The 16097-nt window shown below is 35.7% G+C and carries 19 protein-coding genes; 8 read left to right on the top strand and 11 right to left on the bottom strand.

What is annotated here, in order from left to right:
* The first annotated feature begins 207 nt into the window (after window positions 1-207).
* Together QJV27_RS10215 and QJV27_RS10220 are read left to right on the top strand one after the other, a co-directional pair.
* Window positions 208-351 (top strand): hypothetical protein, encoded by a 144-nt coding sequence (locus QJV27_RS10215; RefSeq protein WP_281448822.1) that lies wholly within the window; start codon window positions 208-210, stop codon window positions 349-351.
* 54 nt (window positions 352-405) lie between these two features.
* Window positions 406-1359, top strand: a complete 954-nt coding sequence (locus QJV27_RS10220; RefSeq protein WP_281448823.1) for an ABC transporter substrate-binding protein — start codon at window positions 406-408, stop codon at window positions 1357-1359.
* 52 nt (window positions 1360-1411) lie between these two features.
* On the opposite strand, the gene QJV27_RS10225 is transcribed toward QJV27_RS10220, so the two are convergent.
* Window positions 1412-1807: a tetratricopeptide repeat protein gene (locus QJV27_RS10225; protein ID WP_281448824.1), complete on the bottom strand. Its 396-nt coding sequence runs from the start codon at window positions 1805-1807 to the stop codon at window positions 1412-1414.
* A 135-nt stretch (window positions 1808-1942) separates the two neighbouring features.
* On the opposite strand from QJV27_RS10225, the gene QJV27_RS10230 reads away from it, so the two are divergent.
* Both QJV27_RS10230 and QJV27_RS10235 read left to right on the top strand, forming a co-directional pair.
* The gene (locus tag QJV27_RS10230) at window positions 1943-2203 is read left to right on the top strand and encodes a hypothetical protein (RefSeq protein WP_281448825.1); all 261 of its coding nucleotides are present in this window, start codon (window positions 1943-1945) and stop codon (window positions 2201-2203) included.
* A 144-nt stretch (window positions 2204-2347) separates the two neighbouring features.
* Window positions 2348-2971: a tetratricopeptide repeat protein gene (locus tag QJV27_RS10235; protein ID WP_281448826.1), complete on the top strand. Its 624-nt coding sequence runs from the start codon at window positions 2348-2350 to the stop codon at window positions 2969-2971.
* 47 nt (window positions 2972-3018) lie between these two features.
* On the opposite strand, the gene QJV27_RS10240 is transcribed toward QJV27_RS10235, so the two are convergent.
* Window positions 3019-3942: a bifunctional enoyl-CoA hydratase/phosphate acetyltransferase gene (locus QJV27_RS10240; RefSeq protein WP_281448827.1), complete on the bottom strand. Its 924-nt coding sequence runs from the start codon at window positions 3940-3942 to the stop codon at window positions 3019-3021.
* On the bottom strand, window positions 3939-4466 hold the full coding sequence (locus tag QJV27_RS10245; RefSeq protein ID WP_281448828.1) for a DUF721 domain-containing protein: 528 nt from the start codon (window positions 4464-4466) through the stop codon (window positions 3939-3941). The genes QJV27_RS10240 and QJV27_RS10245 overlap by 4 nt, the downstream gene beginning before the upstream one ends.
* A 3-nt stretch (window positions 4467-4469) precedes the next feature.
* Between QJV27_RS10245 and mutY the strand changes: the two genes are divergently transcribed.
* From mutY to QJV27_RS10260, 3 genes are read left to right on the top strand one after another with little or no spacing between them, the layout of a single operon-like run.
* The gene (gene mutY, locus QJV27_RS10250) at window positions 4470-5528 is read left to right on the top strand and encodes an A/G-specific adenine glycosylase (RefSeq protein WP_281448829.1); all 1059 of its coding nucleotides are present in this window, start codon (window positions 4470-4472) and stop codon (window positions 5526-5528) included.
* A 10-nt stretch (window positions 5529-5538) separates the two neighbouring features.
* Window positions 5539-6573, top strand: coding sequence for a ferrochelatase (hemH, locus tag QJV27_RS10255; RefSeq protein ID WP_281448830.1), 1035 nt, complete (start codon window positions 5539-5541; stop codon window positions 6571-6573).
* A gap of 60 nt (window positions 6574-6633) precedes the next feature.
* Window positions 6634-7080, top strand: a complete 447-nt coding sequence (locus QJV27_RS10260) for a POTRA domain-containing protein (RefSeq protein WP_281448831.1) — start codon at window positions 6634-6636, stop codon at window positions 7078-7080.
* 1 nt (window position 7081) lies between these two features.
* Here the strand turns inward: QJV27_RS10260 and QJV27_RS10265 are convergent, their stop codons facing one another.
* On the bottom strand, window positions 7082-7231 hold the full coding sequence (locus tag QJV27_RS10265) for a hypothetical protein (protein ID WP_281448832.1): 150 nt from the start codon (window positions 7229-7231) through the stop codon (window positions 7082-7084).
* A gap of 67 nt (window positions 7232-7298) precedes the next feature.
* On the opposite strand from QJV27_RS10265, the gene QJV27_RS10270 reads away from it, so the two are divergent.
* Complete coding sequence (locus QJV27_RS10270) at window positions 7299-7628, top strand: DMT family transporter (RefSeq protein ID WP_281448833.1); 330 nt, start codon at window positions 7299-7301, stop codon at window positions 7626-7628.
* A 51-nt stretch (window positions 7629-7679) separates the two neighbouring features.
* On the opposite strand, the gene QJV27_RS10275 is transcribed toward QJV27_RS10270, so the two are convergent.
* The 7 genes from QJV27_RS10275 to QJV27_RS10305 form a co-directional block, all read right to left on the bottom strand.
* On the bottom strand, window positions 7680-8681 hold the full coding sequence (locus QJV27_RS10275; protein ID WP_281448834.1) for an aldo/keto reductase: 1002 nt from the start codon (window positions 8679-8681) through the stop codon (window positions 7680-7682).
* Window positions 8682-8939: 258 nt separating this feature from the next.
* Window positions 8940-10247 carry an L-fucose:H+ symporter permease gene (gene fucP / locus QJV27_RS10280; RefSeq protein ID WP_281448835.1) on the bottom strand — a complete coding sequence of 436 codons (1308 nt, stop codon included), beginning with the start codon at window positions 10245-10247 and terminating at the stop codon, window positions 8940-8942.
* A gap of 225 nt (window positions 10248-10472) precedes the next feature.
* Complete coding sequence (fucP, locus tag QJV27_RS10285; RefSeq protein WP_281448836.1) at window positions 10473-11786, bottom strand: L-fucose:H+ symporter permease; 1314 nt, start codon at window positions 11784-11786, stop codon at window positions 10473-10475.
* Window positions 11787-11932: 146 nt separating this feature from the next.
* Entirely contained in the window at window positions 11933-13012 is a 1080-nt protein-coding gene (locus QJV27_RS10290; protein WP_281448837.1) for an AI-2E family transporter, read from the bottom strand.
* Window positions 13013-13107: 95 nt separating this feature from the next.
* Window positions 13108-13929, bottom strand: coding sequence for an ABC transporter ATP-binding protein (locus QJV27_RS10295; protein WP_281448838.1), 822 nt, complete (start codon window positions 13927-13929; stop codon window positions 13108-13110).
* Between the two features lie 16 nt (window positions 13930-13945).
* Complete coding sequence (locus QJV27_RS10300; protein ID WP_281448839.1) at window positions 13946-15055, bottom strand: glycosyltransferase 61 family protein; 1110 nt, start codon at window positions 15053-15055, stop codon at window positions 13946-13948.
* Window positions 15056-15124: 69 nt separating this feature from the next.
* Entirely contained in the window at window positions 15125-15952 is an 828-nt protein-coding gene (locus tag QJV27_RS10305; protein WP_281448840.1) for an ABC transporter permease, read from the bottom strand.
* Between the last annotated feature and the right edge of the window lie 145 nt (window positions 15953-16097).

A 16097-nucleotide genomic window follows, 5' to 3' on the forward strand; every position in this document is an offset into this window, starting at 1 on the left:
AAGACACCTTGTCAGCAATTGATTGGTGCGTAGAAATTGGAAAATTTAGTTGTGGAAGAAGCAAATAGAGAGTCAGTATTTCTTTGTCAAAATATCCTAGCTTATTTCAATCTTGGAAAGATTATTATAAACACTCAATTGAAAATTTGATTCATATTGATGGGATAGATGATCAATTATTAAAAGCGTGTGTAGGGTGGAGATATTGTGCATTTTATGATTGAGGATCATTATAAGAAAATTATAAAGCAATCTCTGGTTTTTGCACAATTATTCGAGGTTTATAAAACAGGTCATCTTCCTTGTGAATGGGAACGGAAAGGATCAGTTGGTAAGGTAATGATTTATTAGATTAATCATTTTGGGTTGTCATATGAGTGTTGTTAGGAAAAGAATAGATATATTATGAATATTTTAAATATATTCCGTTTGTTTGCTGCGTTATTTATTTGTATTGGATGTTTATCGAGTACACGTGTCTCTGCCAATGATAAAGTCACAGTGATTTTAGATTGGTTTTTAAATGCTGGGCATCAATCATTATTGGCTGCTCAATATAGTGGGGCATTTCAACGTCATGGATTAGATGTAGAATTGATTGCCCCAGCTGATCCTGGAACACCACCAAGACTGGTTGCCGCGGGACAAGCAGATATGGCAATATCTTATCCCATCCAATTAGGAATGATGGTGGATCAACATATCCCTTTGGTGCAAGTAGGATCATTGTTAAATCAACCATTGGATGTTTTGATCACAAATGATCGTATAAAATCAATCAAAGATTTAAAGGGTAAAAAAATCGGGGTTTCAGTTGCTGGCGATGAACGTGCAGTTTTGGGAACAATTTTGCAAAGTGCTGGGTTAAAACTATCTGATGTGCAATTGATTAACGTTAATTTTCAATTAGAACAGGCATTAATGACTGGGGCAGTTGATGCGATCATTGGGGCAAATAGAAATTATGAACTGATTGATTTACAACAACGCAACGTGCAGGTTTCTACTTTTTATCCAGAAAAATACGGTATTCCCGCTTATGATGAACTGATTTTTATAACTCGTCCTGATTACGCTAAGGATCCTAAGATTGCGCGGTTTATGCAGGCTTTGAAGGAAGGGGGAGAGTATTTAAAATTACACCCAGATGAAATTTTTGATAAAGCAGTCAAAGACCATCCTGAACTTAATACAGAGTTAAATAAAGCCGCATGGCAAGCAACTTTGCCCTTGATTGCTGTCAATCCGGGGAAAATAGAATTTAATAGAATTCGCGGGTTTATGAGTTATCTGTTCAACAAGGGGGTTATTCACCAATTACGACCAATGACTGACTATGGTGTGCAGACAAGTCAATGACAAAATCGGGTATTTATGAACACACAAATACCCGATAAAAATAATCTTTATTCTATTGTTTTGTTCGTTCGTAGAGTTTACAGGCTGGTCTAATTTTGTTTGAACAGGCTTTTTGAAAGTATTCAGCAGCTTTCGTAAACCATTCAATGGCTTTGGCATAGTTTTTTTCAACACCTTTGCCGTTTTTGTAAATCATACCAAGATTATTTTGGGCTCGTACTACCCCTTGATCAGCAGCTTTTGTATACCATTCGATTGCTTTCGCATCGTTTTGGATCGTGCCGATCCCTCTTTGATACATTACTCCGAGATTGTGCTGCGCTTGCCCATTTCCTTCATTAGCTAACTTTTCCATTTGGGTAAATACAGCACTATTTTCGGCATAGCTGCTGCCGGTGAAACCAATCAAACCGACAGTGATCAGTAAGGTATAAAAAATCTTTCTCATTAAAAATGTTCCTTATAAGTAATATTTTTTAAATCACTGTAGTTTTTGGGTTAATTTTGATCCTTTTTATATAGGCTTAATATCAAAGTTAATAGTGTTTAATATATTTTGTAATTTTTTTTAGGGATTTTCTTAATGAAATTTAAAAATTTTTTTATAGTAACTTTTTTATTATTTCCAACACATCATACATTCGCCAAATCTATGAATGACTATATCGTAGGGCTAAAAAAAGAGGCATCAATTGGAAATACCGAAGCCCAAAAAGAATTGGATCAATTTCAAATATTAAGTAAAAAAGCTACGTCAAGGGATGCCCAGGCGCAGTACGAATTAAGGGTTTTTTTCCAAAACCAACCATCAATTGATAATTCTGAACAAAAACAGGAAGTGTGATTAGCAAAGTCTGCAGATCAAGGGAACAAAGAAGCAAGAAACGCATTAATTTCGTTATACAAGCAAAAAAGAAAAAGATTTGAAGATGTTTATTATCCAGAAGGTCAGAAAAAATTTATTCAATATAATCAAAAGCTAGAAAAGTTGTTATTAAAAGTGGCCCAACAAGGGAATGTTGAAGATCAATACAAGTTGGCTTTATTTTATTCTGAAAATCAGGATGCTAAAATGCAAAGTAAAGCTGAATTATGGATGATCAAAGTAGCAGACCAAGGGTTGCCTGCTGCACAAATTGATTTGGGACAATGGTATTTGAAGGGGACAAATGGTGTTAAAAAAAATTATAATAAAGCCAAAGCAATTTTTCAAAAATTAGCAGATCAAGGAAATGCTGAAGGGTTATATTATTTAGGGCTATGTTATCGCTTGGGATATGGTGTTACCAAGGATTTTCGAAAAGCTGTAGAGCTAAATGAAGCTGCTGCAGATAAAGGCGATACAAAAAGTGCTATTTATTTAACAACTGTATATCTTTTAGGTATTGATGATGTTGTTTCCCAAGACAGAAATAGATTTGAATATTATTATAATCAAGTATGTTCGAAGGATAAATTCGAGTGTTTAAAGCTACACGCTGACATTATGGATGCCTGTGGTAAAAAATATTCTGACAATGATTTTACAAACCCTGATTCCAATATTAATCCCGTATGTAGAGCCGTAGCCTTAGGGATGATTAAGGCTATAAGCAGTTTAAATGGTCGTTAGAATTACTATAAATAATAGTGCGGATTAATACGCACTATTATTCAAATTTATAAAGTGTGATAATAAGATAATTTTGCCATCGCACAAGATACCAGGCGACTGTTTAAACTGCTGGCACGGCTGGTTAAGATAATTGGGGCTTTTGCACCCAAAACGATGCCAGCACTATCAGCACGATTTTTTTCTGCACCAATAAAAGAAAGAGCCTTAAAAAGGATATTCCCAGCTTCTAAATTGGGAACAATTAAAATCTGAGCTTGGCCTGTCACGGGGGTATCCAGTTTTTTCATTCTTGCAGCGGCCATACTTACAGCATTATCTAGGGCCAAGGGACCATCTACAACGCCATTTCTAATTTGCCCTCGATCAGCCATTTTGCACAATGCTGCGGCCTCTAATGTGGATGGAATATCAGGATTAACCATTTCAACAGCTGACAAAATCGCCACGCGGGGAACGCCATATCCTAGAGCATGATGCAAATCAATAGCATTTTGAGTAATATGCATTTTGGTAACAAGATCAGGGAAAATATTAATTGCTGCATCGGTAATAATATAAGGTGTTTCCCATTCAGGCCCATCCATTAAAAAGGCGTGGGTAATGCGCTTACCCGTTCTGAGGCCTGTTTCCTTATTTACAACAGCTTTTAGCATGACATCAGTATGTAAGCTGCCCTTCATTAAAAGTTGTGCCTTATTTTCACGAATTAATTGAACACTCATAGCCGCGGCGGCGGCTTCTGTTTTAGCGTCTATAATTTGAAATTGGTCTAATGCAATATTGTGTTTTTTTGCAATGGCTTTGATTTCGTCGCTGGGGCCTACAAAAATAGGATTTAACAATCCCAATTTATGTGCCTCAATTCCCGACTCAATGGCGGTTAGTTCGCAAGGATAACAAATCGCACAATAAGGTACATCTTGTATTTTTGCCTTTTCAATTAGTTTTTTGTGGTGTGTAAACATCATTTATAATTTCCTTTTTGTTTTGCTTGTAAAAGTCCGCCCAAACGTGCCAAAGCGGTTTGTAAAGGACCTTCAGGTAGATCATTGATTTTAATAGGGCGCACAATGGGTTTTGGGTTTTTTGAAGGAGTATGTAAAAAAGAGACTGCATTTTGACTGGTCAAAAACTTAATGTTTTTTACAAGAGGTCGCCCACAATATAAATTAATTTTTTGAATAATATTTTGCGCAATATAGTGCATTTCTGCAGCAGTCGTACTGGAACAAGCAATAGTTAATGTTCCGTTATATAATCGGTGAGGGATGGTTATTTTACCATAATGATGGCCAATAATATCAATCCAATCGGACATGATTTGAACAGTCGTTGGGGATTTTTTTTTGAAAACTGGTCGGGTAACACGATGTACCGTACTCGCTATTTGATACATATCATAGCTGCGCTTTTCTGTTTTATTTACAGGATATTCATCTATGTTATATTCGTCATCTGTTGTTAACTGTTTCTTTTCACAGGTATTACACATTATATGTCAACCAACTCCCCTTATGCCGATCTTATTTTGCACTGGTATGATCATCATCAACGAATCTTACCATGGAGAGCAAAGAAAGGGGAGGCCCCTAATCCTTACCATGTGCTTCTTAGTGAGATTATGTTACAACAAACGCAAGTTGCAACAGTTATTCCGTATTTTAATCGTTTTATTCAGGATTTTCCAACAATCTGTGATCTCGCCAAAGCCTCATTGGACCATGTGATGTCTTTGTGGACAGGACTTGGATATTACAGTCGGGCACGGAATTTGCATCAATGTGCTCAACAAATTGTTGATCAAGGGGGAAATATTCCAACAACAATCAATGAATTAAAAAAATTATCAGGAATTGGCGATTATACAGCCGCTGCAATATATTCCATTGGTTTTAATCAACCTGCAGTGCCTGTAGATGGAAATGTCGAACGAATTACTGCACGGCTATTTGCTATAAAAGAATCATTACCAGCCATTAAACCAAAGCTAGCATCCCTTGCCAAGATGCTTAATCAAGGTCAGGCTGCTCAAGAGCGACCAGGGGATTTTGCACAAGGATTATTTGATATTGGGGCAACGATTTGTAAACCAAAGAACCCTTTATGTTTACTGTGTCCTTTGTCAGCAGTCTGTAAAGCTTGTTTGGATAATATTGCTAATGATCTACCAAAGCGTTCACCAAAAGCTGCAAAACCTATCAAGTACGGCATATCTTTTTTTATACAAGGTTCTAACAATAATGTTTTATTCCATAAACGCCCTATGAAAGGTGTATTAGCAGGTACTTGGCAGCTGCCAAGCACATCTTGGGAAGAGAAAGTTTGGGATTTGCCCGCAGGGTTGAAACAAATGGGATATACAGGGGATTGGGAATATATAGGCGATATCAACCATGTTTTTACTCATTTCATTTTAAAGATTAGTTTATATAAACCCATAATATTTCAAGACAGTCCGATAAATGCCGAGGGTTATGCATGGTATAATCTATCTCAGTTAGATAAATATCCCTGTTCCTCTTTAATGAAAAAAGCGATAGACTGCTGTTTATAGTCAATATGGTATGATCGCGTTAAATGAAAACGACCATTGGGGTGAGGAAGATAAATTGCAAAAAAGAATTGGCGTTTTATTAGTTAATCTTGGGACACCCGAAGGAACCGACTATCGGTCCATTCGTCGATATTTATCTCAGTTTTTATCTGATAGACGGGTAATAGAAATACCGCCTTGGTTATGGCAGCCAATTTTACAAGGACCAATTTTAACGTTTCGTCCTCGACGGTTGAGCAAATCGTACGAACGGGTGTGGGATAAGACAGAAAATAAAAGCCCATTGGCCGTTGTTACCAAACGTCAAGCGGAAAAGGTACAAGATTATTTTAATAAGCAAAATGTGTTGATTGATTGGGCAATGCGTTATGGGCAGCCATCAATTGCTAAAAAGCTGGATTACTTAAAAAGTAAAGATTGTAACCACATCTTAATTCTTTCTTTGTATCCTCAATATAGTGCTACTACAACGGCGACGGTTAATGATGCTGTTTTTAAACATTTGATGACGTATCGTATGCAACCAGCAGTTCGAACAACGTTTTCGTTTGCTCAGGATCCGATTTATATCGCAGCATTAAAACAAAATATTGAACAAAAATTATCAGAATACAAGCATCGACCAGAGCAGATTTTATTATCTTTTCATGGGCTACCTCAACGATATGTTAATGCTGGCGACCCTTATGAACAAGACTGTCAAGCGACTGCAACTGCATTGCGTTTGGCAATGGGAAAAACAGAGCCGGAAATGCCATTGGTTTATCAATCGCGTTTTGGACCAGATAAGTGGTTGGAGCCTAACATCACGGATATTATTGAAAAATCGTTACAACAAGGCATCAAGCGTTTAGCTGTGGTCGCACCAGGTTTTATGGCCGATTGTCTGGAAACTATGGACGAGATTAATCACGAATATCGGCATTTGTTTATGTCAAAAGGGGGGGAAGAGTTCATGTATATTCCATGTTTAAATGATTCCTTGATCGCAATTAATATGTTACACAAATTAATCACAAAGGAAATACAAGGGTGGATATCATAGCTGATATTACTTATGATTACTGTGAATATTTAGTTTTTGAGTGAAATAAAGTAATTTTTGATGAAGTTAACAAGAAAAAAGCCAATTTTAACAAATATTTGTATGGCTATAAGTGTTTTAATTACATATTCATGGATACATGAAGGGTATGCTGCTGATACTCATCAAAATCATCAAAAAGCATCCAAAACTCATACAAAAGTAAAGTCAGCTATGGTAGAAAAAGAACATGCTTCAGTTACAAGGGAAAAAACATCAGCAACGTATCCTGTAATTGATCATATCTTTTTCACAGGCAATACAGTTTTTTTAGAACAAAAATTAAAGCAAGCCATTCCCCTGCAGACGAATAATTTAGCCGAAGCAAGTTTGATTATGAGTTCAATGGTTCGAATTGCAGAGCTTTATAAGGGGAAAAATATTAAGGTAACGATTACACCGGTTTTAAAAAAAACTATATACAATCATGTTGATCTTAATTTCGATATTCACGAGCAGAAAAAGTAAATTAAAATTTATTGAATTCTTCGGTATCCTTTGAAATACGTTCCTGAGTATCAAGCTCTTTTCCTTGGGAAGCCCCAATGACCTTCATAAAAAAGATAAAAGCTGAATAAGAAATAATGCTTAAAATAATCATAGAACCAAAAATACCCATCGTGAATTCCTTTGTTTAATATTTATTACGTTTTTTTATAGTATAGTTGAAAATAGTTATTTTGTTAATGTCTTATTTATATCTTACAATTGCAATTGGTGTCGAGATTTTAGCAACCAGCAGCCTAAAAGCATCAAACGGTTTTTCTAACTTCTTTTTTACTTTTTTATCACTTATTGGATATGGCGTTTCATTTTATTGCTTATCAATAGCATTACGCACAATCCCTGTTGGTATTGCTTACGCGGTTTGGTCAGGGGTGGGAACGGTCGGTATTTGTTTGCTAGCTTGGTTTATTTATAAACAAAATTTATCAGTCATTTCAATTCTTGGAATTTTATGTATCGTGATTGGGGTAATTATTGTCAATTTTGGCAATGTCGGACACGATGCTTGACATATTGCTCTTTTGTACTGGCCCTCCATATTGCAGGAGGGCCTGCCGAAATCAACGGTTTGGTGGAGCCATGAATTCAGGGCCTATAGGATTTTTAATATGTTTTTTCAAAATTGTGTCAATTGTGCGTAGATCGTTATCAGAAAGCTTCCAACCTAATGCATCTTGCACACCTTCGATTTGTTCTGGTTTTCTAGCGCCCCACAAAGGAATATTTCCATCATATTTGTCTAATACCCAACGCACTGCTAGCGCAAGTAAGTTTTTGTTATAGGTATCTTTGGCAAATTCAGATAATTCTTGCGCTGCTGCAAGATAATGCTCAAAGTGAGGGGCAGAGAATTTTGGATCGATTTTTCTCAAATCATCCCCTTTAAATTCTCGATCTTTAGTCATCTTTCCGCTTAATAAGCCTCTGCAAAGGGGACCATAACATAATACACCAAGGTCATGTTGCTTAGCGTATGGTAAAATGTCGCTTTCAATATCTCTTTCAAATAAATTATAAGGAGGTTGTGCTGTGGAGAGCTGTGCGTGCTTTCGGATGGCATCCATCTGCGCCGTGGAAAAATTACTGACCCCAATAGCACGGATTTTTCCTTCTTTACGTAACTTTTCTAATTCAGCTGCGGTTTCTTCGATGGGTGTTTTATCATCAGGCCAATGAATTTGATATAGGTCTATATAATCTGTTTTCAAACGCCGTAAAGAATCTTCAACTTCTTGGCGAATACGCTCTGGACGAGAATCACGAAAAACTTTTTGCTTATCATCAGTCCAGTTTAAGCCTACTTTTGTGGCTAACGCAATTTTGTCCCGTTTACCCTGAATGGCCTTGCCAATCACTTCTTCTGAATGTCCAAATCCGTAAACAGGAGCTGTGTCAATTAGGGTAATACCATCATCAATGGCTTTATGTATTGTTTTTATAGCATTTTCATCATCTGGTCCACCCCATTGCCAACCACCGATTGCCCAAGTTCCCAAGGCAATTCGTAAGATAGGTTTGTCAATGCCAGTAATATGGATAGTATCATGTGGATTGTTCGACATAGATCCTCCAGAACAAGACTATATGTAAAAATTAAAGAATAACTTACTCAATAAAAAATAACTTAAAGAGTATAGCTACTTATTTCTCTTTATCCGTTAAATAAAGCTGTGACTAAGTTGGTCACGAGTAGACCGTTATTTATTGCACGTAGTAAATTTGTATTTAAGACTTATTATAAGTATTTATTGTAATAAGTCAAATCAAGTATCAAATAATATTCATTACATAATTTTTTAGAGGTATTATATTCTTTTTGCTTAGGGAAGGTTTGTTTTTTCCTTGCTATATTCACGAAAAAAATACAGTGCAATGATCATAAAACAGCATGATGGAACGATAAATGCCTCGTGCATGGAATGCAACACATCCGAGGCAAACCCTTGTATTGCTGGGATGACTGCCCCACCGACGATCGACATAACTGTAATTGCGCCAGCAGTCTCAATATATCTTTTTTCTACAGCTTCTAAGTTATCTGCGAAAATAGTCGGCCAGCAAGGACCCATTAGAATACTGGAAAAAATAGCCGCATATACCCCCCAAAAACTGGATGAAAAAGTAATATACAACAGGGTAAAGGTACCAAGAACCGAGTAAACAAATAAAACAAGTTTCGGAGGAAAGCGACTGATGAAAATATTAGCGATAAACTTACCAATAAAAAAACAGGTGCAACTATATAACATAAAATTTGAGGCTTCTCGTTCGTTCACTTCTCCTAGTTCTAGAGCAAGGCGAATGGTAAATGACCACACAGAGGCCTGCATGCCTGCATAGATAAATTGGGTAAAAACACCGCTACAAAAACTTTTGTTTTTAATTAAATATCGCAAGGTCTGTATTAATGTTGGACGTTCAGCCACGTGCGTTATTTTGTTGGTGGGTTTACAGTCCGGGTAGGAAGTGATGAGAATGAATATAAAAATAATGGCAAGGGCAATGACGATATATTTATAAGGTTGTAATGTATATAATAATTGCTGCAGCTGGAAATCATTATATTGCTCTGGGCTTAGGCTGACTGCTTGGGATTTAAGACTTTTTCCTTCTTGAAAGATCAGGTACTTTCCCATAAAAATGCCAATAATTGATCCTATTGGTAGGAATATTTGACTGATATTTAGTCGTAAGGTTGTATAATCATGTGGCCCCAGCATAGCACTATAGGTGGTTGAAGTTGTTTCCAAAATGCTTAGGCCAAAAGCCATGATCATAATTGCTGCCAAAAACACGGTATAAGTTGCCAAAGATGACGCAGGATAAAATAAAAGACATCCTATACTATAAATTAACAACCCAATTAAAATGGTGATTTTATAGCTGGTTCTTTTTATAATTAAAGATGCTGGGATTGCGATTAAGAAATATCCCCCGTAATAAACGCTTTGAATGAGAACACTGGAAAAATCGCTAAGATTAAAGACGCTCTTAAATTGGGTAATCAAAATATCATTTAGGCTGACAGGAGCACCAATTAGTGTGAAAATTAAACAAAGTAAAAAGAACTGAAATTTAGGTGTTGTTTGCAAATATCCATCGGAAAATTGTTTAATATTTTTGTTCATAAAGAAATCTTTTTTAAATACATCTGAAATAATTATTTTTTTATAAATATTACGGAAAATCAAGATATAAATGAAAAAAAAATTAGCGTTATAGATAATTTAATTTCTTTAATAAGATAGATAAAGTTATTTTATATTAATAGGGATAAGATCTTATAAGCAAATTATTGAGCCGATCATTAAGGATAATCAATCTACGATCGGCTGGACACAGCACGTTTATAATCACACAGCGGGTTTGTTATGTTTTAAATATTCACGTAAGAAATGTATACCAACAATTGCAAAGCAAATAGCAGATACTATAAATGCTTGTTGCATAGAGTGTAGGTGATCTGAAACATATCCTTGTATTGCGGGAACAACAGCACCACCAACGATAGACATAACTGTGATGGCACCTGCAATTTCAATATATTTTTTTTCAACGACTTCTAGATTGTTGGCAAAAATGGTCGGCCAACAAGGCCCCATCAAGATACTGGTGAAAATTGCAGCATAAACAGCATGAAAACTGCTGGCAAACGTAATGTATAAAAGGGTCAAAGTACCAATAACAGAATAGATAAACAACACCAATTTAGGATTAAATTTAGTCATAAAAACATTGGCAATAAATTTACCCATGAAGAAACAAAGAAAACTATATAACATAAAATTAGCAGCGTCTCTTTCGTTTTGCGCCCCTAGCTCTAAGGCAAGGCGAATAGTAAACGACCATACGGCTGTCTGCATACCTACATATACAAACTGAGCAATAATTCCATTACGAAAACTAACATTACGAACTAAATATCCAATTGTTTCTGAAAAAGAGGCTTTTTCAACGATATTTTCTTTAGTATTTGTAGGTTTACAATTTGGATAAGAAGTAATTAAAAATAATACCATTACGATAGCAAGTATAATGATAATATATTTGTATGGCTGTAGCGTCAGCATGAGCTGTTGTAAACGAAACGCATGCAGTTGTTCAGGGTTTAATTTACTAATTTGAGAATGTAAGCTATCCCCTTCTTGGAAGATCAGATATTTCCCTAATAATACGCCCGTGATGGCACCAAAGGGTTGAAAATTTTGACTGATATTTAATCGTAATGTGGCGTATTTCTTGGGGCCCAACATTGAACTAAATGTATTGGATGCTGTTTCTAGGAAACTTAGTCCAAATGCCATCGCTAAGATAGCAGCTAGGAACATAGTATAGGTTGCCATCGTAGAAGCTGGATAGAATAAAGAGCAACCAAGAATATAAACAGCTAATCCAATAATAATTCCAATTTTATAATTTGTTTTTTTTATAATGAGAGATGCAGGAATTGCAATTAAAAAATACCCGCCATAAAAAGCACTTTGAACAAGGGCGCTGGCAAAATCGCTGAGGTTAAAAATGCTTTTAAACTGAGTAATTAGAATATCATTAAGACTAACCGGTATTCCCCACAAGGCAAATAAACATGATAATAAAATAAATTGAAAAATTGGAGTCTTATCTAAATATCCATCAGGAAGCTGTTTAATTGAGGTGTTTTTAGCCATAGTAATTCCTAACTAAAACATGATTTAAAATGATCGAATGAAATAATCACTTTAAAATGTTAGTAGGAATTACAATTTAAAAATATTATTTAAAAAGAAGATAGGATTTTTTTTAAAGAACAGTACTATTTTTGCCACGAGGTGCCTTAGTCAAGTGGTGGCATTTTTTCTTCATCTTTTAGTTGTGGTGTGCTGGCATCCATGATTGCTAAAATCGCAGCTGTAAGAGGTGAGGCCAGAATTAGACCTGGCATACCTAAAATAGTTCCAAAAACAGTTTGAGATAAAATGGTAACCCCTGGGGGCATTCTTACTGCATGATTTTGAACTAAGGGGGAAATAACATTGCCTTCTAGAAATTGAATAACGCAATATAAAATTAAAACTAATATTGCTTCTTGTCTGCCTTGGGATAAGCCAATTAAAATCGCCGGTACAGCACCGATAATCGCCCCGATGTAAGGGATAAAATTGGCAAGACCTGCGACCACACCTAGGGCCAAAGCTAAAGGAATACCAATGATACTAAGCCCGATAAAAGAACAAGATCCAACAACTAACATAACGATGGACTGTCCTGCCGTCCATGACCATAAGGTATGCCCACCAACAATTAATAATTTGCGTATTCTTGGGCGTTGTCGACTGGGGAATAAACGTAATAAGCCATTTCCGTATAAAGTGGGCGAGGCTGCAAAATATAATCCTGCAATAAAGATAACAAAAATTGTTCCCATTACCCCAAATACAGAGGTAATAAAACCTGTCATTGATCCAGCAATTCGTGAGCCAAGAGAATGATTGGATCCTTCTTTATTTCCACCAACAGAATTTGGCAAATAATCCATAATGATATTGCCCAAAGGGCTGGTATGCAATTGTTCTCTAAGACTGCCAACTTGTGTTGCAATAGCGTGTTTTAGTTTAATAATTTGTTCGCTAATTTGTGGGCCACTGGTTAATGTCAGTGCGATAAATGCAGTGATGATAAAAGTAATTACGATACTTAATGCAATCCAATAAGGGATATGAGTGTACCGTCTTAAAATGGTTGCCAGACCTTTAAGAATAATAGCGGTAAGGGTTGCAGCGAACACAATCATTAAAAGATCGCCAATTAGCCAGATGGCGAGAATGCCAATGGATGCAATCATGACCATTTGGGCTATTGAGTAAAAACGTTCTTGTTGGGATGGTTCAGGTATGGGAGCAAGATTAGAGGACATTTATAATTCAAATATAATGTGATAAAAGGAAAATCATAAACAAATTTAGTCCATGATGCAGCGATTATTAAGATAATTCAATAAAAAAATAAGGACTAGGATATAGAATCCGTTTCCATAGCTTGCTGGTATTGGTCAATGATTTCATCCGTAGGGCCATCTGCAACAATTTGCCCTGATTTCATCCAAATAATACGATTGCACCATGTTCGTATAATGGGTAAAGAGTGGGTTGTTAAGACAACAATTTCAGCCTTATCAATAATATTTATTAATCTTTGTTTTGCTTTGTCTTGAAAACTGTTATCACCCGCCATGAACCATTCATCCATTAATAAAATATTGGGTGCTATTGCGGTTGATAATCCAAAGCCAAGCCGCATTAGCATTCCTGATGAATAGATTTTGATAGGTAAATCCATAAACTCATTTAATTCAGCAAAAAGTTCAACGTCTTTTTCTAATTGCTGAATTTCTTTTTTTGACAACCCTAAGCGTTTTGCACGTAAATAAATATTTTCTCGACCAGATAATTGCGGGTTCATCCCTGCATTTGTACTAAGCAATGCTTCTATCGAACCGTTGGTGATAATTTTCCCTTGATTGGGTTCGTAGATGCCTGTGATCGCCCTTAACAAAGTGGATTTTCCAGCACCATTATGACCAATCAAGCCAACACGTTCGCCTGCATGTATGGAAAGATTGATATCTTTCAATGCTTGAACGACTACGTTCTGATTGGAATCAGTGACGATGTCAGCGCCTGTTCTTTGATGTTGTCGCTGTTGCTTGCTTACAATATTGCTGGCTTTAGAGAACAAAGTTTTTTTAATAGAGCGATGTTCCAAATGAAATAATGGAAATTCAATGGATAAATGCTCTAAGTGAATAAAACTTTTTGGATTTGCTTCGTGCATGTTTAGGTATAAATTTTTACAATGAGTCTAAACGATTAATAGCATTTTTAATTATCTCTGGGGTAATTTTGGTCCAATCTAAATCAAAAAAACTATACTGTATTCGATTGGTTGATGCGATCATATAAGGCCATGCGGGTATATAATTTTGCATATGGACCGAACGTGAAAATTCTAATATTTCTGTGTCGTTTTGACAAAATAAAATATTAATTAACTCTGGTCTATGAGGGGAAACGATTAATTCTGCTTGTGAGAACAGGGAAATTTGAGTATCGAAATCCATTGTGCTTAGATCAACAGGGGTGATATCAAGTTCTTTTAGTGTATCCTTGATGATATTTTGTTGCCCCTCTTGCAGCATAGGTTCCATATGATCATCTTGGTTAATATAAAAACGGGGGGGGAGATTGTCTCTATACTTGATTTTTTTATTTAAATGAGAAAAAACAGTTTGAGCATCTTTAAAGTTAAAATATGCTTGCGGAAGATAGCTGTTAGGCCACAGATAAGATAATTTTTTAATCTTATATATTCCATCTTTTAATGGCAGGATACGAGATTTTATCCCCACTTTATCAATGGTTTCTTCATATAATTTTTTCGATATAGGGTGTGGAGTGCTCGTAATATCTCTATATTCAGGAACAGCAATTTTTATATGTTCAGGAACATATAAGCTGGCTAAATATGCTTTTGAAAGGGTATACCCCATCCAGTGGTCATAGGCCATCCATTGCGAGTCAAAAGATATAAATATTTCATCAAGAAACTCTACATTTTGTAATGAAGGCAGTTCTTGAGATGCCAGCGCTTCTTCACAAAAATAAGTGCTTTCTGTAATGACGTGTAAATCGTCTGTAATAATAACACCATCTATGCCATCTTTTACCACTAGGAAAACGTTCTCTAGAGTGCAGAAAAATAACATGCCTGCTTGTATTTCACGTAATAATTCAAGGGGCGAACCGCTCTTTGGATCTACTCCTTGGGCTAGGCGTAATAATTGCTGTTCAGGAAATGCTTCTACTGGGGCAAGACGAGGTTTAGGAGAGGTTGATACTGAACTTTTTAGTACACCAGGGGGACGAAAGGTAAATGTAGAATATTGACCTTTGATATGCATGAATAAGTAAACCTTTTTGTATTATATTAATAAAAACCAGAATAACGGTGTAAACACGTTCTTACGAATTTATATCCAGAATGCTAATCGACCACGTTTGTTGGCAAAAATATATCCAGCGATAATCCACAAAAGACAACTATACCCCAAAGCATAAAGCCAAATGATTAAAGGGGGTATGTGACCAAGTAGAGGGGTTCTAATAATTTCTATAATCGAATAAAATGGATTTAAGGAAATTACATTAATATTGGGTTTTAACTGTGATGGCATCCACATAATAGGGGTTATATAGAAAAAAATTTGAATAACGCTATTAATGATTTGGGGAATATCCCTAAAACGTGCACATATACATCCCAAAAGTAGGCAAATTGCTAGTCCATCAACAATCCATAATAAAAAACCGGGTAAACTAAGTAAGGCAACCCATCCAGGTCTTACATTAAAAATTAGAAAAACAACGAATGGAACAATCATATTTAGGGTTATGATAATACCGTTTCTAATAATGGTTCGTAGTGCTTGTAAGAAAAAGGGCAATTTAACGGAATGGATTGTATCGTTGGCCTGTAAGAAACAATGGCACCCTTCGACCATGACTGCGGTAATACCAAGTTGCCATAGGATTATTGATAACGAAACAAATGGAAGATATTCAGGCAGGTTGAGTTTAAAAAGGGAACCGTAAATAATTCCCATAGCTGCAATCATAACTGCGGAGGTCGATGTAATCCATAATGGTCCCAAAAGAGACCCTTTATAACGCAATTTAATATCAAACCATCCAAGGGAAAATGCCAGTTTCCATAATTGTAGGCTTTCTTTTATATCCTTTAGTGCTAGATAATATACGTTATTAGATGCTTGATTACTATTTTGAATGCGTAAGGTCATCTTTTGGATATAACAATCAAATAAATTTAGATGCAATGGTTTGCAAAGTTTCTATCATCCATCATTATAAATGATCCCAATATGAGAGACAATCTTTATATTGATATAAATTTCTTTTATTAAAGAAAAATTATTTCTTATATCC

This window comes from Commensalibacter oyaizuii (assembly GCF_029953265.1).
GTDB classification, from domain to species: Bacteria; Pseudomonadota; Alphaproteobacteria; order Acetobacterales; family Acetobacteraceae; genus Commensalibacter; species Commensalibacter oyaizuii.

What these genes read in the sequence shown, in the direction of transcription:
- QJV27_RS10220 (WP_281448823.1), top strand. Translation starts at nt 406, where the DNA reads ATGAATATTTTAAATATATTCCGTTTGTTTGCTGCGTTATTTATTTGT.
- QJV27_RS10225 (WP_281448824.1), bottom strand. Translation starts at nt 1,807, where the DNA reads ATGAGAAAGATTTTTTATACCTTACTGATCACTGTCGGTTTGATTGGT.
- QJV27_RS10230 (WP_281448825.1), top strand. Translation starts at nt 1,943, where the DNA reads ATGAAATTTAAAAATTTTTTTATAGTAACTTTTTTATTATTTCCAACA.
- QJV27_RS10240 (WP_281448827.1), bottom strand. Translation starts at nt 3,942, where the DNA reads ATGATGTTTACACACCACAAAAAACTAATTGAAAAGGCAAAAATACAA.
- QJV27_RS10245 (WP_281448828.1), bottom strand. Translation starts at nt 4,466, where the DNA reads ATGTGTAATACCTGTGAAAAGAAACAGTTAACAACAGATGACGAATAT.
- mutY (WP_281448829.1), top strand. Translation starts at nt 4,470, where the DNA reads ATGTCAACCAACTCCCCTTATGCCGATCTTATTTTGCACTGGTATGAT.
- hemH (WP_281448830.1), top strand. Translation starts at nt 5,539, where the DNA reads ATGATCGCGTTAAATGAAAACGACCATTGGGGTGAGGAAGATAAATTG.
- QJV27_RS10260 (WP_281448831.1), top strand. Translation starts at nt 6,634, where the DNA reads ATGAAGTTAACAAGAAAAAAGCCAATTTTAACAAATATTTGTATGGCT.
- QJV27_RS10265 (WP_281448832.1), bottom strand. Translation starts at nt 7,231, where the DNA reads ATGGGTATTTTTGGTTCTATGATTATTTTAAGCATTATTTCTTATTCA.
- QJV27_RS10270 (WP_281448833.1), top strand. Translation starts at nt 7,299, where the DNA reads ATGTCTTATTTATATCTTACAATTGCAATTGGTGTCGAGATTTTAGCA.
- QJV27_RS10275 (WP_281448834.1), bottom strand. Translation starts at nt 8,681, where the DNA reads ATGTCGAACAATCCACATGATACTATCCATATTACTGGCATTGACAAA.
- fucP (WP_281448835.1), bottom strand. Translation starts at nt 10,247, where the DNA reads ATGAACAAAAATATTAAACAATTTTCCGATGGATATTTGCAAACAACA.
- fucP (WP_281448836.1), bottom strand. Translation starts at nt 11,786, where the DNA reads ATGGCTAAAAACACCTCAATTAAACAGCTTCCTGATGGATATTTAGAT.
- QJV27_RS10290 (WP_281448837.1), bottom strand. Translation starts at nt 13,012, where the DNA reads ATGTCCTCTAATCTTGCTCCCATACCTGAACCATCCCAACAAGAACGT.
- QJV27_RS10295 (WP_281448838.1), bottom strand. Translation starts at nt 13,929, where the DNA reads ATGCACGAAGCAAATCCAAAAAGTTTTATTCACTTAGAGCATTTATCC.
- QJV27_RS10300 (WP_281448839.1), bottom strand. Translation starts at nt 15,055, where the DNA reads ATGCATATCAAAGGTCAATATTCTACATTTACCTTTCGTCCCCCTGGT.
- QJV27_RS10305 (WP_281448840.1), bottom strand. Translation starts at nt 15,952, where the DNA reads ATGACCTTACGCATTCAAAATAGTAATCAAGCATCTAATAACGTATAT.